Origin of the sequence: Streptomyces rhizosphaerihabitans, from assembly GCF_025399795.1 — a bacterium.
In the GTDB taxonomy this organism is placed as follows: Bacteria; Actinomycetota; Actinomycetes; order Streptomycetales; family Streptomycetaceae; genus Streptomyces; species Streptomyces rhizosphaerihabitans.
In genome coordinates this window covers 22,731-44,551 of record NZ_JAODTZ010000003.1, presented here as the reverse complement: position 1 = coordinate 44,551, position 21,821 = coordinate 22,731, and the positions used below count along the sequence as shown (strand labels likewise).

Genomic DNA, 21,821 nt, shown 5'->3' with positions numbered 1-21,821 from the left:
CTCCGCCCCGCCACCCACTCGCCGGATACGGGTTTGCGGGGCACACCCCCGGGCAATGTAGGCTGTCGACTCGTCCTGGGCGCGTAGCTCAGTGGTAGAGCGCCGCCCTTACAAGGCGGATGTCGGCGGTTCGAAACCGTCCGCGCCCACCAGTCTCAGGACACGAACAAGGCCCAGGTCAGCCGGTGCGAATCCGGATGCCTGGGCCTTGATCTTTTTCGGCTGCTCGGGGCCGTCGTGCCATTCACGTGCCAGATGGGCCGCGCGGAGGCCGCCGCACCTTCCTGATCTGACCGTCCACGTAGTCGGCGATCTGGTGGTCTCGTCCGTTGACGAGGTGCTGATAGACCAGCGCGGCCCGCACCGACGAGTGGCCCATCCGCTGCATCAGCTCACGGGTGGTGGCGCCGCCGGTCGCGGCGAGGGTGTTCCCGGTGTGCCGGAGATCGTGGAAGTGCACGTCACCGAGACCGGTCGAGGTGAGCGTGCGGAGCTGGCTTTGTCCACGAGAACGGACAGCAGATATTCACCGCTTCGGGAGGCAGCAGGAACGTCGAGGATTCGAACGGTGATGCCTCACGCCACGACGGTTTTCAAGACCGTGTACCACTTGACTCGCCCATTGAGACTTCGCCGACCGCGTGTCCAAAGCGTAGGTCGTGGAAGGGAATTCGCCCTATCAGCAAGCGTGTTCACCTGCCATGATCAAGCATGGTCAACCTTTCGAGGGTCACGAGACGGAAGTACATCCTCCGCGACCTGATGGACCTGGCAGTAGGCGCAACGTTGTTAGCAGTCGGACTCAGCGCCCACCGCCACGGAGGATCCATGGACTGGGTCATTGCGGGAGCAGCGGCCATGATCTTGGGCAATCTCTTTGTGGCCCGGCGTCGGCTCGCTCGGCGTAGAGAGGCGACTGCATCGCCGTAACAGCGCAGAGGCGGCCGGCCGTGCCACTTTCGTGCCAGAACGCACGGGGACTCACGGGGAACCGGGGTTCGTCAGGGCGGTACGGCCAGCCTCTACCCGAGGCAGGGAAATTGCAGGTCAGGCTCCTGATCGCCCAACCTCGCTCCCAAAGCGGGTGTCGCAGGTTCGAATCCTGCCGGGGCACACGGCTAAGGGCCAGTTCAGAGGCTTGATCCTCTGGAGCTGGCTCTTGTCGTGATCACGGCCGTGCCACACCCGTGCCACAGGCTCGGTAGTTCGAGCCGTCAGGCCGACTGATCGTCGCTGCCCCACCGCACCCGGAGAACGTGTTGCCTGGAACCCGACGTCGAGCAAGACGAGGGAGCCGATCGGGCTTGTTACGGGCAGGCAGGAGCCAGCCGCATTCGCGGCTGGCGTACGGCTCCCTGGCCATGCTCGACTCCAGTCCGGGCGTGCCATCGACCAAAGATCGCGCCGACGCCCACGTGTGTCCGCACTCCCGCCCGAGGCTGGCCTGAGAACCACTACGTTCTCCATGGTCAACGAGCTCTGATCATCAGATAGCCTGCCGGTTCGCCTAATTGGAACAGTAAGCACACTGGTGGGAACCGTGAACGTCCGTACTCAGATACACCTCTTGATCCTGTTTGCTGTCGGCTTCGGTCTGTTTTTCGGCGGCCTGACGTTGGGAGGGGCGCCACTCGGTCTGCTGGGCTTCGTGATCTTCTTTTTTGTTCTTCAGCCGTTGATTTGGGCGCTACTTCCGGTTTCCTTCCTCATGGCTCCGAAGGGGGCGCAAGCGACCTGCGCCCTGTACCGCGGCTGGGCCGCAAAACTGACCGCTCGCCTCGGGCTGGGAGCCTCCCGCACGGTCGAGGCCGACGCCGCGAGGCTTCGGCAAGGAGTGCGTCTCAGCATGCTCTCGCTTGGCCTGCGCGACGGCAGTCAGACCCTCGGCCACGTGCTCCTGCACCAGTCCTCGGACGGCGAGGTCTGTCTGGCCTGGCGCAAGCGCGGGAAGGGCAGCACTGACCAGCCGATCAACCTTCAGGGCCCGGTGGCCGCACGTCGGGAGCGCCAGCAGCAGAATGGCACACAGGCCCGAATGGGGTACACCGTAGCTGTGGATCTCGGCACCGAGTCCTACTGGCTACGCCCCCACGACGCTGCCCTGCTCGAGCTCCTTCTCGGGAACGGCGCGTCAGTTACCACTGACGTCTCCATTTGACGTCGCCAATGGCTCCGCGGCTGCCCGGGACGGCTCAGGCGATAACGCACGGGCCGGCCAAGCTGCCGCATATTCGTGGATTGGCACCTGAGCGAAGGAGCATCGTTCGTCTCTGATCAGCGCCACGCCGGAAGTCGCAACGGCCTCCGAAGTCGTGCTTGATCGGCGGTGGCTGACATCCACGGCTGACATCAACGTCGTCGGACGGTGACGGGTCCGCACTCATCGACGCGCGCAGGCGGAGTCCGGCGAGGTAGCCGTCCGGGGTCTTGTCGTACCTGGTCGCGATGCATGGGCCAGCGGCTCATCGGGTCCGTGAGCCGGGCCGTCTCTGGGCCGTCCGAGGGTGGCCGACGTCGACAACTGGCGACAGTCGACAACAGCCGCGCCCCTGCTCAGAGGCGGCGCGGCGGACACTTGCGCAGGTGCCCGTCGGCGTAGGTGAGTTGAGGAACTCCAGAGCATCCAAAAGCGGGGGCGGACCCTGCCAGGTGGCGTCAGCCCGTCCGTTGGCGGGCGCGGCGGGTGCGGATCAGGGCGGCGGCGAGGAGCCCGGTCAGCGCCACGGCTGCCGCACTCGCGGCTACGGCCCAGGCCGTCGCACCGGAGCCGTCGGCTGCGCCGGTGGTGATGGGAGCGGTGTTGTTCTTGGGGTCGGCGTCTTTCCGCAGCGGCCTCGCCTCGGCGTCCACGACACGGATCCTGCCGCCGGTGAGCTTGGACGGGTCGTCGATCCGCAGCTTGAAGGGATAGGCGACGTGGAATCCGTCCCGGAGCAGGGGTTCGTCGAAGCCGGAGGTGTACAAGCCGTAGTCGCACGTGTAGGTCTTCACCGTCCTGCTGTTGGTGAGCCTGCAGTGCTTCGGGGTGCTCAGTACGGTCACGCCCTTGGGGAGCCGCACTTCGACATTGGCGAACGGCTCGTCGTTCTCGCTGCTCCGTTGGGCCCTGACGTTGGCGCCGTGGAAGTCCAGGGCCAGGTCGGCCGTGACCGTCTCACCCTTCCTGCCCTTGAGCGCGGCGCCCGTCACCTTGAGATCCCACGGGTTGTCCATGGACACGAACAGAATGCTGTACGTGCCAGCGGTCTGGCGGGCGGCGGGCGGCACGCTGCCGGTGCGCCGCGCGAGGGTCAGCTCCTCGCCCCGGCCCCGATGCCGGTCCCGCCACTTGAGGCCGGACCAGCCCCTCTTCTCGACCTCTCCCACGAGCATGTCTACGGCTCCTGCCTCGGCCAGACTGCCCGCCTTCAGGGTGACGGGTGCCAGGTCGACGGACTCGCCGGGTTCGACCCGCGCGTCGATCAGGCACACCGCCTGGCGGGACCCCCGGAGCTCCGGGGAAAACGGCACATACTCGCCGTACTCGCAGTTGCTGTACTCCGTCGTGAACGAGATCCCCTCGGACACCTTCATGGAGACGGCGACCTGCCGCAGTGCCCGCTCGCCGTGATAGGTGAACCCGCCACGCACGTGAAACGTCGACCCTTTGTGGATGAGCTCGCCGCCGTCCTGTTCCAGACGGTCGAGCGTCAGCCGGTCCTCGTCTTCCGCACTCTCCGCCCGGAGGACGCGACTGCTCCCCGCGGGCAGCAACCCCGCGTCCCCCTGCCCGGGCTGGTGCGTCACCGGCACGCCCGGGAGCAGCCCCCCGCCCAACACGGCAGCCGTCACCGCAAATACCCGCCCCAGCCCGATCCGTCTGATCACGTGTTCCCTTCCGAACGTGGCCCGGGCAGAGCAGGGCAGGCGCCGCGAACGTGCCGGCGAGCCCGGGTGCATGGCCTTTACCTGTGAGGACAAGTCCGGCGGGCCCAGGGTTGTACCAGGCTTCAGGGCGGATTCCGAGGTGCGGCCACTGTCTGGCCGGCGCGCGGGCGCAGCGCGTCGAGCACCATCGCAGGCGTCCGTCCGTGGAAGGCTGGTCGAGGCCGATCTCCTTGGGGGCACGGGTCGGGAGGCTTCTGACATCCACGGCTGACATCGACGACGCCAGACGGGTACGTACACCAGCGCCTCTGTCCAGCCATCGCACCATCAGCCGACAGCGGCCGGAGCGAACTCGGATCGGACTTACAAGGCGGATGTCGGCGGTTCGAAACCGTCCGCGCCCACCAGTCTCAGGACACGAACAAGGCCCAGGTCAGCCGGTACGAATCCGGATGCCTGGGCCTTGATCTTTTTCGGCCGCTCGGGGCCGTCGTGCCACTCACGTGCCAGATGGGCCGCGCGGAGGCCGCCGCACCTTCCTGATCTGACCGTCCACGTAGTCGGCGATCTGGTGGTCGCGCCCGTTGACGAGGTGCTGATAGATCAGCGCGGCCCGCACCGACGAGTGGCCCATCCGCTGCATCAGCTCACGGGTGGTGGCACCGCCGGTCGCGGCGAGGGTGTTGCCGGTGTGCCGGAGATCGTGGAAGTGGACGTCACCGAGACCGGTCGAGGCGAGCGTGCGGAGCCAGATCCGCCGGAAATTGTTCCGCCGCAGGACACCACCGCGGGCGCCGACGAAGACGAGCCCGGTTCGGCCGGCCTCCGCGTGCTCGGCCAGGTGGTGCGCGAGCTCGGGCACGAGCGAGGCCGGGAACGCCACGGTGCGGACACCCGCCGCACTCTTGGGCGCCTTGACCGTAAGGCCATCCGTCCGGGTCTCGGCGTACGAGCGGCGGACGGAGACGGTACGGGCCTCCAGGTCGATGTCCCGGCGTTGGAGAACGGCCAGCTCACCGGAGTGGAGCGCGGCGAACGCGGCCAGGAGCACCAGGGCGCGGCAGTGCGGCGGCACCGCGTCGGCGAGCCGGTACACCTCGGGCACTGAGAGGAACGGCCGCTCGGTGTGGGTGACCGTCCCCGCACCTTTGACCCGGCACGGATTGCGCTCGATCAGCCCGTCATCCACGGCCGTGTTCAGGATGGCCCGGAGGACCTGATACGCCTTGGAGACGGTGGCCGGCCCGACCCCCGCGTCAAGTGCCCGCGCACCGCATGTCGCCGCTCTGCCTTGAGGCATCACACGCCAGGGCCTCTTGGGGCATCCGCACGGCGCTCACATGACCGCCACCACCATGAGCACCAGGACCGTGCACGCTGTCTAAAGCGAGGCGTTGCCCGCCCGGCAGCCACGAGGTGTCACGGTCCGGCACTCGAACATCCCGGGAACCAACCGCTTCCTCGGAACGCCCTTGGCAACGGATTAGGCAGCCACCATGGGGCGAGCCTCTAAGATCATGGCCCCAACGTCGTGCTTTACCGGGCAGGTCCACAGACTGCCCGACTCGCAGGAAGCTTACCGGGCCATGATCACTCGCCCCATGGCAGCTCCAGCCCAAAGCCGTTCCGCCGACCTCATTCCCGAAGGCTCAGGCCGAGGACCTTTCCCCGGGGCGAGTGCCCGCCATGAATCGCGACTCCACCGGTACAGATGGACGACCCACTCGGCGGAGAGGGAGAAGACCGGTGGCCTAGCTCAGAGCTCCAGGAAGCCTCCGAGCTGCTTCACCGTGTTGATGAGGGCAACGTTCGATGGGTCGACGATGTTGTTGGCGGCAGAGTTGCCGTTGCCGCTGTTGTGGTTGCTGAGCAACCCGTCGTTTCCGCTGTTGGCACCTTCGTTGCCGCTGGCAGTCTGGCTGATTCTGATGTCGTCCCCGATGGGGTTGGGGTCGGCCGACGCGGGTGCGGCAGCGGCAAGGGCGAAGGCGCCGACGACGGCCGCGACTCCGAGGGTTTGACTGAAGATCTTGGTCATGCCCAGGGAACGACTGTTGCGCGCGGACGGACACGGGACTGCGGGACGGATCAGGCAGTCATAACCTGTTTGGCTCCGTACACCTGGGACTGTGCCCGTGCCCCTCCTGTGCCCGTTCGGTCGGGAAGCAGCAGGGAGTCACGGTCACCAACGGGCAACATCCACGATGAGGGCCCCCGACCGATATTGGCGCTTTCTAGGGGCCGTTCACCTGCGGTGGGTGTGGGATTTGAACCCACGGTGACTCGCGCCACGACGGTTTTCAAGACTGTCCCCCTGGGCTCACCGCGGCAGATCGAGGTGCGCGAGCAGGCGCAGCACACCGGCGAGGTGATCGAGATCGTGCCACAGGGCGATGACGTCCTCTGGGGTGCGCCGCACAAGCGCTGCGATCTCGGCGACATCGTCGCTGACCTGTCCGCAGTCAAGCTGCGCTGTCGGCGTTTGGCTCATGTCGAACGCGGCTGCGAGGTCGAGGCTCCAGTAGTAATCGACGGGCAACTCGGAGAGGTCCACCTCACCGCCGAACCGGCGTTCCGTCTCGTCCAGGAGTACGGAACAGGCTCGCCGGAGATCGGCCATCCTCAGTACGGGTTCGCTCTGCGTCATACACGCGATGATGCCGGAGCGTGTCAGCGGTACTCCGTCGATCTCACACCGACCGACCTGCGTGCTGTACCGCAGCGCAGTACAGCAACCCCAGCGACTGTCCCAGTCCCTTGCCGCCCCTCATGGGCCTCGAAGTGACCGGAATGACCGTCGCTGACCGAACTGGCTAGAGCTACGGATCAGAAGGCGTAGCGTGGTTGGCGGTGAGGTCGTCCGCACGGTAAAGGCCGCGACCCGGGGTGCGACAAGGGTCGGCTGCCTCACCGCCACCTCAAGTCCGTGCCACTCGCGTGCCAGAACGGGCGGGGACTCACGGGGACTCGGCGACAACAACGGAGCACAAGCGTGCACTTGCCCCAGTGCACGTCTCCGCAGCTCATCCCAGCAACCGCCCCACCTCGCTCCTAAAGTGGTGGTCGGCCAGCAGGGCAGGTGGCTGTACAGCATCGAAGTACAGCAACCATCGCGACCAGACCCGACCACCACCGGCCCTGAGCAACCGTCTGACGTGCCCGGCAGACCTCAGTGACCGTCGCGCCCATAGTTCGCATCGAGGGGGTCTGGGGTTCAAATCCCCACAGGTCCCCGAACCGCAGCTCAGAGCCCCAGAGAGAGATCCGTGTGGGGCTCTGATCCGTCGTGCAGCCGCGTACTGCGAAGACGATGTCTACGGCGGGGAATCGGCCGGCACCAGGGGAGGGATGATGCGAGGACGGACTGCCTGGTACGACTGAGCGAGCAGCTACCGGTCTCGCAGTGCCCAGCTCAACACCGCCTTTCTCACTGGTTCTGGAAGCATGAGCACCTGTGGTTCAGCCTCCACCCAGCCCGGTTCCTTCGTCCGCTTGGCATGCTCGATGTGATCGCGATCGATGGGAAGACTGTGGTCCAGTCCTGCCCCGTCTTCACCTCTCACGGTGACCCAGAACAGATGGTCCTCGCCGTTTTCCCGTAGCCGGAACACGATCTCGATCGCCATCCGTTCGCGATCCAGCGTGGCTATGCATTCGTCGAGTCGGTCATTGAGCATGCGCATCCATCTGTCGGCCTCAGCCTCGGCGCCGGGTTTGACCTTGGCACGTGACAGTTCAACGACCAGACCGGAAGGGATGCTCGCAGGGCGATCTTCACTCATGAGCGGGCAGTTTGTCAGAACGCTCTTCCGAGGTACCTGGGCGCGATGGGCGGTCTGTCAAGAGAGGCCCTGGCGCCTGACATCAGCAACTGACACCAACAGCGATGGACCGGCCCGGACGAGCGCGGCCTCCAACGGTCACCCCATCCTCGCGATGGCTGACATCCCTCCGACCTCCAGGGGGACCGCGATCGACCTGATAAGGATGAGGCCAAACGTTCAAAACTGCGTCGGTAGTGTTCCCGACCAGCCTGGCACCTTGCTTCGGGGACACCTGACTCGCTCACGTCCCGTCTCGGTCGTACTGTCCAGGGGCCGTCCTTTACGGCCGAGCGTAAGAACGTCAGATAGGGGTGCCTAGTGCCGGAGCTCATAGACCACCTTGAGAGCCGACTCGGGCGCATGATCGGGGCCTGGTCGGCGCCCACAGGCGCTGCGCCAGGCACTCCTCAGGTGGCACTCTTCCGCGACGGCAAGCTCCCGGGTGTACAAGCGTTCGCCACGATCGGCCTTTCTCGTACGCCGTTGTGGCAACCGACTACAGACAGCCACTTCCACCTGGAACTGCTGACCTGCGAGTACGCCAACCGTACAGAGGGGTACGGGCACTTCCCCGACGTACTGGAATATGTCGCTGGGCAGTTGGTGGCGAGCGGCGAGGCAATACTGCGCGGTGACGTTGTCCCACTTCCCGCACCACTGCCCGGCGGAACCATGACAGCCCTCTGCGCAGCCTTGCCTGTCTACTTCGACGCCGATTTCTCCTCGGTCACCGTGGAGAACGGCAGTGCTGTCGCCGTCGTCTGGCTGATCCCTATCACCGCATCGGAGACCGCCTTCATCCGCAACGAGGGTTGGGATGCCTTCGAAGACGCGCTGAGCCGCCAGGACCCCGACCTTCTCGATTCCAACCGTCCAGAACTCGACCTCTAGATCCAACGGTCACGACCGTGCCGTGACTGTTGGGACGGAGCATGACGTAGACGCCTGTTCAACCGCGTGACAACGCGGACGTACCGCCGCGGACAACCGCGCACAGCTGTGGACCATCGCAGCAGGTGAGAGGCATAGTCGCCCCAGGTCGGGGCGTCCACAGGAGTTGCTTCGGGACGAAGCGGTCGCGTGCCACAGCCGTGCCACATCGTGCGGTCAACCACGGTCAACGACGGCTCATCACAGTCGAGATGCGCTGATGAGTTGGGCGGCGCGACCGCTGGACCGACCTGGGGAACTCCGCCGCCGACCACACCCGCCCTTACAAGGCGGATGTCGGCGGTTCGAAACCGTCCGCGCCCACCAGGCCGAAGACCCCCAGCCGATCATGGCTGGGGGTCTTTGACATCCGGATCTGACATCAGCGCCAGATCTACTCGCGCTGTAGGCGCCGCGTGAGCAGCCGATCCATATGGCTGACCGCCTCGCGCTGCGTGTCCTGGACGACGTGTTCCATCCCGTCCGCCTTCGCCCCAGGCAGAGCCGAGCAGTCGCGGCCCAGGGCCTCACGTCGTTCGTACAGTGGCGCGCTCCACCTTGACGCCCTGAACCACGCCCGCTCCACGGTGTGGGTCGAAGGCGGACGGGATGGGAGCTGAGGTGAGTGGTGGGTTGGGCTGAGAGGTGCATCCGACCACGCCCGCGGGGCCGCGCGCGCCTCCTCGACGAGCGCGAACACTTCGTTCCGGGCGTCGTCGGTCGGTAGTTCCGCCATGACCTCGACGGCGAGCTCCTCGAAAACCGTGCCGTGCCGTGCCTGTGCATAAGGCCCCCTTGTGATCCGCAGGGGCGGCGCGGTAAGGGCGGCAGCCGGGATCGCGCGCAGGCCTGTGCATAACGCCGCCGGCCCGTCCCCGGGGGTGCCGGCGGCGGGCGTCAGTAGCCGGTGCCGCGCTTGACCCGGGCCCGCTCGGCCTCATGGGTCGCACCCTTGTCGTCCAAAGTGCGACACGCGTCGGCGATGTCCTGGCTCAGGCGGTCGATCTGTTCGCGGCTCAGGGTCTCCTTGACCAGGGCACGCATGATCTTCACCCGCTCCGCGTTGGGCGGGAGCGTGTACGCCGGCACCATCCAGCCGCGCTCGGCCGAGAGTTGCCAGGCGACGTCGGACTCGTCGTAGGCGTGCTTGCCGGCGAGACGGAAAGCGACCAGCGGCAGCTGCTCCAGGTCGCTCCCGATCACTTCGAAGCGGCCGCCGTTACGCAGGTTGTCCGCCAGCGCGTGGGCGTTCTCCTGCATCATCTTCATGACGTAGGTGTAGCCCTGGCGACCGAGCCGGACGAAGTTGTAGTACTGCGCGAGCACCATCGACGCGCCGGTGGAGAAGTTCAGCGTGAACGTCGAGTCGGTCTTGCCCAAGTAGTTCTCCTCGAACACGAGGTCCTTGGGCAGGTCGGACTCCTCGCGGAAGACCAGCCAGCCGATGCCGGGGTAGACCAGGCCGTACTTGTGTCCCGAGACGTTGATCGAACGGACCTGCTCGAGCCGGAAGTCCCATTTCGAGTCCGGGTAGAGGAAAGGCCACACGAATGCGCCGCTGGCGCCGTCGACGTGGATCGGGATGTCGAGGTCCCGCTTCTGGCGGACGTCCCGCAGGAGCTTGTCGATCCCGACGACGTCGTCCTTGTGGCCGGTGAACGTGGTGCCGAGGACCGCGACGACACCGATCGTGTTCTCGTCGAGGTGAGGCTCCACGTCCTCCGGGCCGATCGTGTACTTGCCCTCGGCGAGCGGCACGATCCGCGGTTCGACGTCGAAGTAGCGGCAGAACTTCTCCCACACGACGTGGACGTCCCCGCCGAAGACTAAGTTGGGGCGGTCGACCGACAGATTGGCCGCCTGCCGGCGCTCCCGCCACTTCCACTTCAGCGACAGCGCGCCGAGCATGATCGCCTCGGACGAACCCTGGGTCCGGCATCCGGTTGTCCTGCCCGGCGCGTTGAAGAGGTCGGCGAGCATGCGCACGCAACGCTGCTCGATCTCGGCGGAAATCGGGTACTCCGCATGGTCGATGAAATTGCGGTGGAGATTCTCGGCGATCAGCCGTTGCGCCTCCGGCTCCATCCAAGTGGTGACAAACGTGGCGAGGTTGCGCTGCGGGTCGCCCTCCATGGCGAGATCCACATCCACGAGCCTCATTGCATCCGTCGCGGCCATGCCCTTCTCGGGGAAGGTCTCCGAGGGAGCGGGCATGGTCAGGAAACGGTTGCCGAACAGAGTCTCGGCGTCACTCTTGGTCATAGCGGCGACTCAACCACGGTCGGAGAGGGGCCATGCTCAGCACCTGCGGACGGGGCTCGGGATGCACGCGAACGGCGTACCTTCCCGAGCGATCGACGACGCTCGCCGGCCGCACGGAAGCCCGCGTTCCGGTGTACGGACGGTGGAGGAAGCCGCAGGAGCCACCTCTTGAGGCTCGAAGCAGCGGGTCAGAGCCGTGATCGCAGATTCGGTTCACGCAGCCGAGTGCCGGACCGGTCCGACCGGCGTGATCACCCAGGCGGCGACGGCGATCCGGAGCAGCACCTGGCCCGGCGTCCGCAGCCGGCCGACGGCCGCGGCGTCGGCGACAGCGACAGCGACGGCGACGGCTGTCACGCCCATCGGGAAGACGGTCGCCCGGCGCCCATGTCGTAGTGCGGACGCAGCCGGCGCACCTCGGCGAAGACGAGGACCGCGTACCAGCACACGGACAGCGCGAGCATGGCCGGCATGAGCGGACGCACTACGTCGTGCAGAGCGGTGTCGCGCCAGGCGGGCACGGCCGGCAACTTCGACCCGGCGAGTGCAGGGATCGCCGGCGTCCCGCCCGCCACCCACCATGCCAAGGACGAGTTGGAGCGAACTTGCAAGGCGGATGTCGGCGGTTCGAAACCGTCCGCGCCCACCAGTCTCAGGACATGAACGAGGCCCAGGTCAACCGGTGCGAAGCCGGATGCCTGGGCCTTGATCTTTTTGGGCCGGTGGGTGGCGCCGTGCCACCGGCCGGGTTGCAAGGATCCGGGCGGGATGGGGGTTACGGCGTCGGTGCCGGTCCGGGCCCTCGGGCGGGGCCGGCATGCGGAGTCGATCGACCTCAGTGGCCGTGGCCGTGCCCGTGGCTGTAGCCGTCGCTTTGGGTGTTACCGCCGTGGTCGCCGTGGCCGACGATCGTCCAGGGTCGCATCAGGTCGTCGTCCTCGTGTTCGAGGATGTGGCAGTGGTGGACGTACGTCGCCGGGAGCTCGGTGCCACTGCCCGGAATGGACGCGATCGTATCCGTCGGCGGACTGAATTCCTGAATGATGATTCTGGTCACCGTCTCCGGATACGACTTGAAGGTGTCCTTGTAGGACAGTGCTTCGTCCGGGTCCGGCGGGATCGGCGGGCCGGTGAATAGTTCGCCAGAACCGGTCGGGCCTCCGGTTTGCGGCCGCCGTCGAGCCACTTCTCGTAATCCGCCTGGTAGGCGGCCGCGTCGATCGGCTGCCTGTTCAGGATCTGGAAGTTGACGAGGTGGACATGCATCGGGTGGGCGTCGTGGTTGGGATTGATGTACTCCCAGATCTCGGTCGAGCCCGCCTCGATGAAGTCCTGGGACGGCTCCATGAATGGCACCGCGTTGAATGTCATGGTGCCGAAGAGTTCGTGCTGGTATGTGACCCATTCCCGTCGACGGGTGTGCGGTTTCGGCTCGACAGGCGTGACCGCCGGCAGCCTGAGTTTCTTGGGCGGCGTCGTCCTGTCCGCGCCTCCGGACAATGGTTTGGTCACCTGGAACTGCATGATTTCCGAGATTTCCGGTCCTTCGCCGGGCATGCCGGGGTAGTGGACCGGAGCGTGGTAGTTCATCAATGTGATGTTCGTGCCCATGGGCATCTGGCTGAAGTCGACGATCAGGTCGTACCGCTCGGCAGGGCTGATCAGGAAGTTCAGCATCTGCAAAGGACTGCGGAAGCCGCCGTCGGTGCCGATCAGATGGAACGGCAGTGTGGGCTGAGGGAGTACGTCCCTGGGGACGTCGAACCTCAGTCGCCAGAAACGCTCGTTCGAAGCGTTGAGAATGCGCAGCCGGTAGCGCCGCGGCTCGACGGCCAGGAAGGGATATGCCTTCCCGTTGACGACCGGGGTGTCCTCGCCTTCCCTCAGAGTCATGGTGTAGGCGAGCGAGCCGTCCGGGTGGAAGGTCCGGTCCTGCAGGATGAGGGGGACCTCGAATTCGCCTCGCGGCAGCCCGAGCCGCTCGTCGGCGGGGTCACCGATCCGGTAGAGACCGGCAAGGCCCGCATAGACGTTGAGGCTGGTCATCCCCATGCCGTGATCGTGATACCAGAGCATGCACGAATGGTCGTGGTTGGTGTAGGCGCAGATCGCTTCGTTGGGTTCGACCCGGCTCGGGTCCAGGGTGGTGTACGACTCGGCGTGGATTCCGTCCGGGCTGAACGACTGCAGCGGCATACCGTCGGACTGCGGTGCCGTGAAACCGCCGTGCTGGTGCACGACGTTCCACACGTTGACGTTCGAGGGGAAAGGCAGTTCGCTCGTGTACGGGGGCGGAGCGGTCGGAGTGAGCTCGGGGTCCCCGTTGCGAATGGCGTCGATCACGAACTGGAACATGTGGGTGGTCGGCAGCTCGTTGCGCCACTTGACGACCGTCGGGTGATCCCTGGTCACATCGAGGGTCGGCCCCAGATAGCCCATGCCGATCGACTTACGAGGATGGTGCGGGTTCGTGGCCCAGTAACCCCACACGGGTGACGGCCCGAGATCCCGGTGGAACCGCCACGAGCTCTCCCGCATGGTGACCTCGTAGTAGTCGGCGCCCGGATAGACGGAACGATCCGGGACGGCCGTCATCGGAATGGGCAGCGGATCGACGTACTTCTTCAACGGAGGGGTCTGCGGCACCGGGGTGTCGGCGGACCCCGATCCGTGAGCGGGCGACGCATACGCCCGCGCTCCCAGCACACCCGGTGGAAGCATGGCCGCACCCCCCAGGGCGCCGGCCATGAGGAATTTTCTTCGCTCGAACATTTTTTTCCAGCCTTCCCCATCGCCCCACATGACGTCCAAAGGGATACAGGGCCGACTCGGGACGTTGCCGGAGCGCGCCGGTCCGGTCCGGGAAAGGCGCTCATTGGGCCGATATCGGCAGCAATTCGGCAGGCGTCGGAAATGGAATCGAATTTACTGCCAGTCTGAATACACGTAAAACCATCTCATCCGGTGCGGCCGAACTCGTTCTGCCTGCCCGAAGCCGCTCCAGCGGAAGGGCGACTTCTCTCCCTCTGTGAACCGGTGCCGCAGAGTGTGATCTGTAGCCAACTTGAATTGATCGACAATCCACTGAACATTCTTCTGGCGCGTCACGTTCGGCTGTTCGGCGGACCGTGAAGCTGCGATTTTCCGCTTCACTGTGCCCTAATTCAGTACGGTGACCCCGCTCGCGCTCGGCCGCCCGTCCGCCCGTCCGCCAAGGCTTGTCCGGCGGGACGTCCTCGCGGGCGGTTTCGGGCCGGAAGCCGGGAAGAGGGGAGGAGGGAGGGGTCCGGCGCGCACGCCGAACCCCTGCGTGCGCCCCTATGACGGGGTGTCGCGCGCGTGCTTCAGCCGCATCCGGGCGTCGACCTTGTCCGGAGGGGCGACCTCCGACCAGAAGCGGTGGCCGGAGACGAACACGGTGAGCTCGCGCTCGCGTTGGCGGAGTTTCTCGACCTCGGCCTGTTCGTCGGAGGTCCAGCCGGGGGAAGCGGGGCGCTCCACCTTGCGCCAGCCGCCGGTGTCACTGAAGCCGTCCAGCGGCTCCACCGACCAGGGGAGTCGTTTCAGCAGGGCCAGTAGCTCGGCCCGGACCTGATGCAGCTCCTCCTGACCGGCGAGGAGGTCACTCGGAAAGTCGTAGGTCGCAGCCACACGGCAATGCTACGCCTGTTCGATTTTGTGATGCGAGTTCCTTCCGGGACTTCACGCGAACGGGTGTTCCGAACGGGTGTTCAGATGGTGCGTGACCTGGGGGAACGCTTCGCCTCCCGGGTTCCGCCCGGTGGTGGGTTCCGGGAGTGCCCCGGGAGCGCCTCGGGCGGACCCCGGGAGGACCCCGGATGGACTCGGCCCGAGGTCCGCCCGGATTCCGGTCGGGCCCCGGGCCGGTCGGTCGCTGCCCCGTGAGTCCGGAAGAGTTACCCAGTTGAAACTGGGCAGTTTCAACTGGACAGTTTGGGCTGAGCGATTTACGGTGACGGTATGGATCAGAGTGGCAATCGACGGAGCGACGCGGGCGTCTCGGATTCCGCGGCGCGCGCCGCGCAGGATCTGCGGGTCGCGTTCAGCCTGCTCCGACGGCGGATCCGCGAGGTCTCCGAGAAGCAGGACCTCACGCCCTCCCAGATCTCCGCGCTCACCCTGGTGAGCAAGAGCGGAGCCGCCACGGCCAGTGCGCTGGCGGCGACCGAGGGAGTGCGCCCGCAGTCGATGGCCGCGACGCTCGCGGCCCTCGACCAGTACGGACTCATCCAGCGCAACCCGGACCCCGGGGACGGCCGGCGTCAGCTGGTCACGCTCACGGACGCCGGACGCGAGCGCGTCGAAGGCACCCGGCAGGCCCGTTCGGAGTGGCTCGCCCGAGCCCTCCAGGACAGGTGCACGGAGGACGAGCGGCAGACGGTCATCGAGGCGATGGCACTGCTGGAACGACTCACCCGGCCGTGATACCCACCATCCGGGACTGGCTCCAGCACCGCCTCACCCCCGCGCGCCACCGCCCGCCCGACCGGTTCGACCGTCGGCTGATCGCCCCGATGGTCCTCGGGTCCGTGCTGAACCCGGTCAACTCCTCCATGATCGCGGTGGCGTTGGTGCCGATCGGCAGAGCTCTCGGGGCGTCGGCGGCCGAGACCGCGTGGCTGGTCTCCGGGCTCTACCTCGCCACCGCCGTGGGGCAGCCCGTCATCGGACGGCTCGTCGATCTGTACGGACCCCGCCGCCTCTACCTCGCCGGTACGGCGATGGTGGGTGTCGCCGGACTTCTCGGCGCCCTCTCCCCGAACCTCGGTGCGCTGGTCGCCGCCCGGGTGCTGCTCGGATTCGGCACCTCGGCCGCGTACCCCGCCGCGATGCACCTCACCCGCAGCGAGGCCGAACGCACCGGGCAGGGCAGCCCGGCAGGAGTGCTGACCGCGCTCGCCGTCTCCGCCCAGACCGTCGCCGTGGTCGGGCCCACTCTGGGCGGCCTGCTCATCGGCGCGGGCGGCTGGCGCACCATCTTCCTCGTCAACGTGCCCCTGTCGCTGGCCTGTCTGGTTCTCGGAGCGCTGCGGCTGCCCAAAGCGCGGCTGCCGAAGACGCGGATGCCCAAAGCGCGGCTGCCGAAATCACAGCCGGCAAAAGCGCGACCGCCAAGGGCGGGGACGCCCGAAGTTCCGGAGTCGACGCCGCATCCGGGCGTGACCGCCCCGGACCGCGCGACCGCGCAGGACGAACCCCACGAACCCCACACCCCCCAAGAGCCGCACGTACCGGGCGCGCGCAGCGTCGACCTCATCGGCATGGCCCTCTTCGCCGCCCTGCTCGTCTCACTGATGCTGTTCCTGATGAAACCGCGGGCCGCCGACTGGTACCTGCCGGTCCTGGCACTCCTCGCCGGGGGAGCCTTCGCGCGGCGGGAACTCCGGGTCCCGGAGCCGTTCATCGACCTGCGGGTGCTCGGCGGCAACGGTCCCATGCTGGCCACCTTCCTGCGCCAGTTCCTCAGCTACACCACGGCGTACGCCTTCCTCTACGGGTTCACGCAGTGGATGGAGGAGGGACACGGGCTGCACGCGGCCGGCGCAGGGCTCGTCCTGCTGCCGCTGTCGTTGAGCGGACTCGTCGTCTCCGGTGTCACCGGGCGGCGGGAGGCCGTCCGCGGCAAGCTGGTGGTCGGGAGTCTCGTCCAGATCGCCGGGTGTGCGGCGCTGCTGACCATGAACTCCGGCAGCGCGATCTGGATGCTGGCCGGTGTCGGCGCCCTCATGGGTGTTCCGCAGGGTCTCAATGGCCTGGCCAATCAGAATGCCCTGTACCGGCAGGCCGACCCCGCCCGGATGGGCTCCGCGGCCGGACTCCTGCGCACCTTCACCTACCTGGGCGCGATGGCCGCCTCCGCCGCCGACGCCGCCTTCTTCACGCACGGCGCCGACACCGGCGGCCTGCACCATCTGGCCCTCTTCATGCTCGCCGGAGCAGTGCTGCTCCTGGCGGTGACCCTCATCGACCGATCCCTTCGCGATCTCATCCCCCGAAAGGCCTGACCATGGCAGTCACCACGCTCGACCCCCGCACCGCGCTCGTGCTCATCGACCTTCAGCACGGCATCGTCGGCAACCCGGGCCTCGCCCCGCACGCCGCCGCCGACGTCGTGGAGCGCTCCGTCCGGCTCGCCGACGCCTTCCGCGGCCACGACCTCCCGGTCGTCCTTGTCCGGGTCACCGCCGCCGCCGACGGCGCGGACGCCGTTCCCGGCCGGATCGACGGCCCGAGCCGCGGCCTCGCCTTCCCCGAGGGCTGGGACGTCATCGTGGACGACCTGTCCGGGCACCCCGAGGACATCACCGTGACCAAGCGGAACTGGGGCGCCTTCTACGGCACCGACCTCGACCTCCAGCTGCGCCGCCGCGGGATCACCCAGATCGTGCTGGCCGGCATCGCCACCAGCATCGGCGTGGAGTCCTCCGCCCGCGCCGCCCACGAACACGGCTACCACGTCACCCTCGCCACCGACGCGATGTCCGACCTCGACCCCGAGACGCACCGCAACAGCGTCGAGCGGATCTTCCCGCGCCTCGGCGAGACCGGCACGACCGAGGAGATCGTCGAGCTGCTCGACAAGACCCGGGCCTGAGCGGCCGACTCCGGCGGGCCGCCGCTACCTTGGGGCCCATGACCCTGGATGATCTTCGTGTGTTCGTCGCCGTCTGCCGGGCCGGGAGTCTGAGCGCCGTGGCCCGGGAGCTGGGCTGTACGCAGTCGGCGGTGAGCCAGCACGTACGCCGGCTGGAACGGGAGGTCGGGGTCGGCCTCGTCGAGCGGCAGGCCCGGGGTGTGGTGCCCACCCGAGCCGGGCGGGTCCTCGAACGGGCCGCCGCCGAAGGAATGGCCGGTCTCGATCTCGCGCTGCGCCGGCTCGACGAGCTGGCGCGCGGGGGCGCCGGGACGGTACGGATCGCCACCGGCGGCACCACCGTGCGGCACTTCATGGCCGAGGCCGTGGTCGAGTTCCGGGGGCGGTACCCCAAGGTGAGCCTGGAGTTCCAGACCGAGAACTCCAGCCGGAGCTGCTTCGACGCGCTCGCCGACCACGGACTCGACCTCGCCTGGGTCACCCTCGGCCCTCCCGTACGCGGGGTCGAGCAGCGGGCCGTCGCCGAACTCCCCTGGGTGCTCGCCGTACACGCCGACCACGAACTCGCCGCGCGGGAACGGATCGAGGCGCGGGAGCTGGCCGGACTGCGGATCGTGGGACTGCCCGATCGCTCCACCTCCCGTGCCCATCTCGACTCCGCCTACCGGGAGTTGGGGATACCGGCGGGCACCTCCGACACCAGTGTCGCGGACTGGGACACCGCGATCCTGCTCGCCGAACTCGGGCTCGGCCACGCCGTCGTCCCCGCCCTGCCCGGCCTGCCCGGACCCGGCCATCCCTGCCTCCGCTTCCTCCCCGTACCGGCCCTGCCGCCCCTCACGGTCGGCTGGGCCGTACGTCAGTGGGACGCCCTGTCACCCGTGGCGCACGCCTTCGCCGACACGGTGACCCGGCACTGCGCGGACGCCGGGACGGCAACGGGGGACTGACGCCGACACCTGTCCCGTAAGCCCCCCCGGAAGCCGCCGGACGGTGCCGCTCGGTCTCGCCGGCCCGAGGTGCCGCCCCGGTCCCATAGGCCCCCGGATGCCGTCGACCGCCGTCCCGGGTTCATGGGCCGTCAGATGTCACGCTCGCCACCCGGTCCCGCAGGTCCCGACATCATCGGGCGCCGTCCCGCTGTCAGTTGCCCCTGTCGGCGGCCGGTGCCAGGTCTCGGACCAGTCTGCTCGTCACCGGTACCGGCACCCCGGTCCGCTCCGCCGCCCGTAGCAACGCACCGCCGATCGCGTCGAGTTCGAGTGTGCGGCCCGCCTCGGCGTCCCGCTGCATGGAGGACTTGGTGGCCGCCGGAAAGGCGTCGTAGCGGGCGAGCGCGGCCGCCGGGTCGACGGGAGCTCCGCAGGCGCGGCCGACCGCCGCCGTTTCCTCGACGAGGGCGGCCAACTCCTCGCGGTGCAGCGTGCGTACGTCGCCCACCGGCACCCCGTACCGCGTCGTCAGCAGTGCGAACGGCGCGAGGAACGACATCTTCGCCCAGAGCGTCGCCGCCTCGCTGTCCTGGATCCGGACGCGCACCCCGGCCCACTCCAGGACCCCGGCGAGTGTCTCGATCCGCGCCCGGGGTGCCGTGTCGGCTGTCAGGTCGACCTCGGCGAACGGGCTGCCGTGCTCGATCACTCCCGGCGCGATCCGCGTCGACTCCACACGGATCACCGCGGGGGCCACCTGCTCGGGGCGATAGCGCTCGCGCAGCAGCGCCGGGTGCTCGACACCGTTGAGGAGCGGGACGATCAGGCCTTCCTCGCCCAGAGTCTTCGCCGGGAGGCGCTCCAGCGCGGCGTCCAGGGCCGTCGCCTTGACCGCGATCAGGCATACGTCGGCCGGCTCGCGCAGTTCGGTGTCCGCCGCGACCCGCGCCGTGAAGTCACCGAAGCGACCGCTGCGCACCTCGATACCGTCCGCGGCCAGCGTCCGGGCGGTCTCGTCCCCGGCGAGGCAGATCACCCGGTGGCCGGCGCGGGCCAGGAGCGCCGCGAGCAGTCCGCCGACCCCACCCGGACCCAGTACCGCCACCGTCAGCCCGTCGTTCGCCATGTGACCCCGCTCCTCTCGGTGAGCCCCCGAACGAGGGCCCCGGTGATGTTCACAACCAGCCGTCACCCGAGTCAATCCTCGGAGAAGCTTGCCCAACTCCAAGGATTCACTGGGGTATCGGGGTTTCGCGGCGGAAGGGACCGCGGACGCCGCTACGGAACCCGTACCGAAGCCCCGGGCTCAAGGAGCCGCAGCCGGTCCGTGAGACCGGTCTCCGCGAAGGCCTTCGTCAGGGTCGAGCCGTCCTGCGTGAAGTGGCCCCAGTGCTCGAAGTGCAGCGGAACGACCCGGGCGGCGCCGAGGATCTCCGCCGCCCGTGCCGCGTCCTCGCTGGTCAGGGTCAGCGGAGCGTCCGGTACCAGCGGAGTTCGCGCCGCCCCCGCGAACAGCACGGCCACATCGAAGGGGCCCTCCCGGACCGCGATCTCCCGTACGACGTCGAGGGACGCGTTGTCGCCGCTCACGTACACCTTGGGCAGCCCCTCCCCGGACAGCACGAAACCGGTCACCTCGCCCACGAGAGGCAGCGAGCCGTCGGGTCCGTGCTGCGCCGGAACGGCCGTCACGCGCAGCACTCCGTCGTCCGGACGCGCCAGTTCGACGGACTCCCAGGGGCGCAGGGCCCGTACGGGCGCGCCGATCCGTTCGTACGCCGACGCCGTCGACAGGGTCACCGGGGCGTCCTGGAGATACCCGCGCCCGGACGCGTCCAGGTTGTCCGGGTGCTGGTCGTGGGAGAGCAGGACGGCGTCGACCGGGCCGAGCTTCTCGGCCAGCAGGGCGGGCCCGGTCGTCTTCACCAGTTTCCGTGCGCCGACGGGGTACTCGCCGGGAGCGTCGAAGGTCGGATCGGTGAGAAGCCGCAGGCCGCCGATCGCGATGACGGCGGTGGGGCCGCCGACGTAAGTGATCTCCGTTGAGGTCATGCTCAGCTCAATCCGCGGAACCGGCGGCGCTATTCCCGGCCCCGGCGGCCCTCTTTCGCGAGCGGTGACCACGACGGCGCCGGACGCGCGAGACTGGACTCATGTGCCGCAGCATCAAGACACTTCGCCCGCCCGCGATCCCCGAGGAAGCGACCGAGGAGGAGATCCGCGCCGCCGCTCTGCAGTACGTCCGCAAGGTCTCCGGGTTCCGTGCCCCGGCCGCCCACAACCGTGAGGTCTTCGACCGCGCCGTCGCGGCGGTCGCGGCGGCCACGGCCGAGTTGCTGGACGACCTGGAGGTACGCGGGGCGGTCCCCCAGCGCGCCGCCGGATAGCGCGCCCACAGCCCCGCACAGCCCGTGGGCCGCGGCTTGCGCGCCGCTACCCGCAGGCCGCCGTCCGCACGCGTGGCCCGTAGCCCGTACGCGCGGTCCGTAGTCCGTACCCGTAGCCCGTACGCGTGGTCCGTACTCGTGGTCCGGGGCCCGCACGCGCAGTCGGGGATCCGCACCCGTGGTCCACCCGTGGTCCGTGGTCCGAAGCCCTCGGGCGGCCGCGGCTCAGGCGCCGGTGGCCTGCTCCCGTACCGCGGGCCGGCGCACGAGGTAGGCCGCACCCGCTCCCGCGGCGAACAGGGCCCCGAACGAGACGCCCGTCGCGAGCCAGGTGGCCCCCAGCCACTGGCCGCCGAAGTAGCCGAGTGCCACGCTGTAGCCGGCCCAGGCCAGCCCCGCGAGGACCGACCAGGGCAGGAACTCGCGGACCCGGCGGTGCGCGGCGCCCGCGCCGAGCGAGACGACCGAGCGGCCGGCCGGAGCGAAACGGGCGACGACGACGAGTACGCCGCGGGCCCCGCCGCCGCGCGCCAGGACCTCGCCGAGACGTTCCTGCGCGCTGGTCAGGCGGCGGGATCGGGCGATGGCGCGATCCAGGCGGTCGCCACCGCGCCAGGCGAGGCGGTACGCCACCAGGTCGCCGAAGACCGAGGCCGTGGCCGCGCAGAGGGTCAGCACCAGGATGTCGGGCACGGCGTGCGGAACGGCGCCGGTGGCGGTGGCGGAGCCCGCCGCGGCCGTCGCCGCCGTGATGACCAGGACACCGCTCGGCAGGACCGGCAGAAACACATCAAGAACGATGGACACGGCGACCACCGCGTAGATCCATGGGCTGCCCGTCAGCGACCCCACACTCTCCAGCACCGAAACTCTCCCCCGACTCCCCGTAAGCACGGCCGCGCCGCGACTCGCGGGGGAGTGGCGGGGCGGCCTGTGACAGCCCTACAGCGTACGCCGAGGATGTGACAGAAGATCCTCGGGGGCCGCATGTGTCGGTCACGTC

General features: G+C 68.3%; 20 protein-coding genes, 1 tRNA gene and 2 pseudogenes. 8 read left to right on the top strand and 15 right to left on the bottom strand.

Annotation, left to right across the window (positions count from 1 at the left end; all coding sequences use genetic code 11):
• Window positions 1-77 precede the first annotated feature (77 nt).
• Window positions 78-152, top strand: a tRNA-Val gene (locus N4G66_RS03775).
• A gap of 92 nt (window positions 153-244) precedes the next feature.
• On the opposite strand, the pseudogene N4G66_RS03770 reads toward N4G66_RS03775, so the two are convergent.
• Window positions 245-466: pseudogene (locus N4G66_RS03770) on the bottom strand (tyrosine-type recombinase/integrase); the annotation flags it as partial.
• A 1,074-nt stretch (window positions 467-1,540) separates the two neighbouring features.
• On the opposite strand from N4G66_RS03770, the gene N4G66_RS03765 reads away from it, so the two are divergent.
• Entirely contained in the window at window positions 1,541-2,158 is a 618-nt protein-coding gene (locus tag N4G66_RS03765) for a hypothetical protein (protein WP_261702483.1), read from the top strand.
• 497 nt (window positions 2,159-2,655) lie between these two features.
• Here the strand turns inward: N4G66_RS03765 and N4G66_RS03760 are convergent, their stop codons facing one another.
• The 5 genes and pseudogenes from N4G66_RS03760 to N4G66_RS03740 all read right to left on the bottom strand — a co-directional run bounded on the left by N4G66_RS03760 (window position 2,656) and on the right by N4G66_RS03740 (window position 7,649).
• On the bottom strand, window positions 2,656-3,831 hold the full coding sequence (locus N4G66_RS03760; RefSeq protein WP_261702482.1) for a hypothetical protein: 1,176 nt from the start codon (window positions 3,829-3,831) through the stop codon (window positions 2,656-2,658).
• Between the two features lie 535 nt (window positions 3,832-4,366).
• Window positions 4,367-5,128, bottom strand: a pseudogene (locus tag N4G66_RS03755) (tyrosine-type recombinase/integrase); the annotation flags it as partial.
• Between the two features lie 495 nt (window positions 5,129-5,623).
• The gene (locus N4G66_RS03750; protein ID WP_261702480.1) at window positions 5,624-5,905 is read right to left on the bottom strand and encodes a hypothetical protein; all 282 of its coding nucleotides are present in this window, start codon (window positions 5,903-5,905) and stop codon (window positions 5,624-5,626) included.
• Window positions 5,906-6,187: 282 nt separating this feature from the next.
• Window positions 6,188-6,514, bottom strand: coding sequence for a hypothetical protein (locus tag N4G66_RS03745; RefSeq protein ID WP_261702479.1), 327 nt, complete (start codon window positions 6,512-6,514; stop codon window positions 6,188-6,190).
• A 742-nt stretch (window positions 6,515-7,256) separates the two neighbouring features.
• Window positions 7,257-7,649, bottom strand: a complete 393-nt coding sequence (locus N4G66_RS03740; protein ID WP_261702478.1) for a DUF6176 family protein — start codon at window positions 7,647-7,649, stop codon at window positions 7,257-7,259.
• A gap of 453 nt (window positions 7,650-8,102) precedes the next feature.
• On the opposite strand from N4G66_RS03740, the gene N4G66_RS03735 reads away from it, so the two are divergent.
• Window positions 8,103-8,582, top strand: a complete 480-nt coding sequence (locus N4G66_RS03735; RefSeq protein WP_261702477.1) for a suppressor of fused domain protein — start codon at window positions 8,103-8,105, stop codon at window positions 8,580-8,582.
• Window positions 8,583-9,518: 936 nt separating this feature from the next.
• Here N4G66_RS03735 and N4G66_RS03730 read toward each other — a convergent pair.
• The 6 genes from N4G66_RS03730 to N4G66_RS03705 all read right to left on the bottom strand — a co-directional run bounded on the left by N4G66_RS03730 (window position 9,519) and on the right by N4G66_RS03705 (window position 14,534).
• Window positions 9,519-10,883 (bottom strand): glutamate decarboxylase, encoded by a 1,365-nt coding sequence (locus N4G66_RS03730; protein WP_261702476.1) that lies wholly within the window; start codon window positions 10,881-10,883, stop codon window positions 9,519-9,521.
• 213 nt (window positions 10,884-11,096) lie between these two features.
• Window positions 11,097-11,246, bottom strand: a complete 150-nt coding sequence (locus tag N4G66_RS03725) for a hypothetical protein (RefSeq protein WP_261702475.1) — start codon at window positions 11,244-11,246, stop codon at window positions 11,097-11,099.
• On the bottom strand, window positions 11,237-11,404 hold the full coding sequence (locus N4G66_RS03720) for a hypothetical protein (RefSeq protein WP_261702474.1): 168 nt from the start codon (window positions 11,402-11,404) through the stop codon (window positions 11,237-11,239). Before N4G66_RS03720 ends, N4G66_RS03725 begins: the two co-directional genes overlap by 10 nt.
• 314 nt (window positions 11,405-11,718) lie before the next feature.
• Entirely contained in the window at window positions 11,719-11,940 is a 222-nt protein-coding gene (locus tag N4G66_RS03715; protein WP_261702473.1) for a hypothetical protein, read from the bottom strand.
• Window positions 11,937-13,631 carry a multicopper oxidase family protein gene (locus tag N4G66_RS03710; protein ID WP_261702472.1) on the bottom strand — a complete coding sequence of 565 codons (1,695 nt, stop codon included), beginning with the start codon at window positions 13,629-13,631 and terminating at the stop codon, window positions 11,937-11,939. The genes N4G66_RS03715 and N4G66_RS03710 overlap by 4 nt, the downstream gene beginning before the upstream one ends.
• A 570-nt stretch (window positions 13,632-14,201) precedes the next feature.
• The gene (locus tag N4G66_RS03705) at window positions 14,202-14,534 is read right to left on the bottom strand and encodes a hypothetical protein (protein ID WP_261702471.1); all 333 of its coding nucleotides are present in this window, start codon (window positions 14,532-14,534) and stop codon (window positions 14,202-14,204) included.
• A gap of 330 nt (window positions 14,535-14,864) precedes the next feature.
• Between N4G66_RS03705 and N4G66_RS03700 the strand changes: the two genes are divergently transcribed.
• From N4G66_RS03700 to N4G66_RS03685, 4 genes are read left to right on the top strand one after another with little or no spacing between them, the layout of a single operon-like run.
• Window positions 14,865-15,329 (top strand): MarR family winged helix-turn-helix transcriptional regulator, encoded by a 465-nt coding sequence (locus N4G66_RS03700; RefSeq protein ID WP_261702470.1) that lies wholly within the window; start codon window positions 14,865-14,867, stop codon window positions 15,327-15,329.
• Window positions 15,326-16,909: an MFS transporter gene (locus N4G66_RS03695; RefSeq protein ID WP_391858746.1), complete on the top strand. Its 1,584-nt coding sequence runs from the start codon at window positions 15,326-15,328 to the stop codon at window positions 16,907-16,909. The genes N4G66_RS03700 and N4G66_RS03695 overlap by 4 nt, the downstream gene beginning before the upstream one ends.
• Before the next feature lie 2 nt (window positions 16,910-16,911).
• On the top strand, window positions 16,912-17,499 hold the full coding sequence (locus tag N4G66_RS03690) for a hydrolase (protein ID WP_261702469.1): 588 nt from the start codon (window positions 16,912-16,914) through the stop codon (window positions 17,497-17,499).
• A 38-nt stretch (window positions 17,500-17,537) separates the two neighbouring features.
• A complete protein-coding gene (locus tag N4G66_RS03685) occupies window positions 17,538-18,449 on the top strand; it encodes a LysR family transcriptional regulator (protein WP_261702468.1) in 912 nt (303 codons plus the stop codon).
• A gap of 193 nt (window positions 18,450-18,642) precedes the next feature.
• Here N4G66_RS03685 and N4G66_RS03680 read toward each other — a convergent pair whose 3' ends face one another.
• Both N4G66_RS03680 and N4G66_RS03675 read right to left on the bottom strand, forming a co-directional pair.
• Entirely contained in the window at window positions 18,643-19,557 is a 915-nt protein-coding gene (locus N4G66_RS03680) for a ketopantoate reductase family protein (protein ID WP_261702467.1), read from the bottom strand.
• 152 nt (window positions 19,558-19,709) lie between these two features.
• Window positions 19,710-20,483, bottom strand: a complete 774-nt coding sequence (locus N4G66_RS03675) for an MBL fold metallo-hydrolase (RefSeq protein ID WP_261702466.1) — start codon at window positions 20,481-20,483, stop codon at window positions 19,710-19,712.
• 101 nt (window positions 20,484-20,584) lie between these two features.
• Between N4G66_RS03675 and N4G66_RS03670 the strand changes: the two genes are divergently transcribed.
• Complete coding sequence (locus tag N4G66_RS03670; protein WP_261702465.1) at window positions 20,585-20,818, top strand: DUF2277 domain-containing protein; 234 nt, start codon at window positions 20,585-20,587, stop codon at window positions 20,816-20,818.
• A 225-nt stretch (window positions 20,819-21,043) separates the two neighbouring features.
• Here N4G66_RS03670 and N4G66_RS03665 read toward each other — a convergent pair whose 3' ends face one another.
• Window positions 21,044-21,682, bottom strand: coding sequence for a DedA family protein (locus N4G66_RS03665; protein WP_261702464.1), 639 nt, complete (start codon window positions 21,680-21,682; stop codon window positions 21,044-21,046).
• Between the last annotated feature and the right edge of the window lie 139 nt (window positions 21,683-21,821).

Coding starts and splice junctions, on each gene's coding strand:
- N4G66_RS03750 (WP_261702480.1), bottom strand. CDS start 5,905: ATGACCAAGATCTTCAGTCAAACCCTCGGAGTCGCGGCCGTCGTCGGC.
- N4G66_RS03745 (WP_261702479.1), bottom strand. CDS start 6,514: ATGACGCAGAGCGAACCCGTACTGAGGATGGCCGATCTCCGGCGAGCC.
- N4G66_RS03740 (WP_261702478.1), bottom strand. CDS start 7,649: ATGAGTGAAGATCGCCCTGCGAGCATCCCTTCCGGTCTGGTCGTTGAA.
- N4G66_RS03730 (WP_261702476.1), bottom strand. CDS start 10,883: ATGACCAAGAGTGACGCCGAGACTCTGTTCGGCAACCGTTTCCTGACC.
- N4G66_RS03725 (WP_261702475.1), bottom strand. CDS start 11,246: ATGGGCGTGACAGCCGTCGCCGTCGCTGTCGCTGTCGCCGACGCCGCG.
- N4G66_RS03710 (WP_261702472.1), bottom strand. CDS start 13,631: ATGGCCGGCGCCCTGGGGGGTGCGGCCATGCTTCCACCGGGTGTGCTG.
- N4G66_RS03700 (WP_261702470.1), top strand. CDS start 14,865: ATGGATCAGAGTGGCAATCGACGGAGCGACGCGGGCGTCTCGGATTCC.
- N4G66_RS03690 (WP_261702469.1), top strand. CDS start 16,912: ATGGCAGTCACCACGCTCGACCCCCGCACCGCGCTCGTGCTCATCGAC.
- N4G66_RS03685 (WP_261702468.1), top strand. CDS start 17,538: ATGACCCTGGATGATCTTCGTGTGTTCGTCGCCGTCTGCCGGGCCGGG.
- N4G66_RS03680 (WP_261702467.1), bottom strand. CDS start 19,557: ATGGCGAACGACGGGCTGACGGTGGCGGTACTGGGTCCGGGTGGGGTC.
- N4G66_RS03675 (WP_261702466.1), bottom strand. CDS start 20,483: ATGACCTCAACGGAGATCACTTACGTCGGCGGCCCCACCGCCGTCATC.
- N4G66_RS03670 (WP_261702465.1), top strand. CDS start 20,585: ATGTGCCGCAGCATCAAGACACTTCGCCCGCCCGCGATCCCCGAGGAA.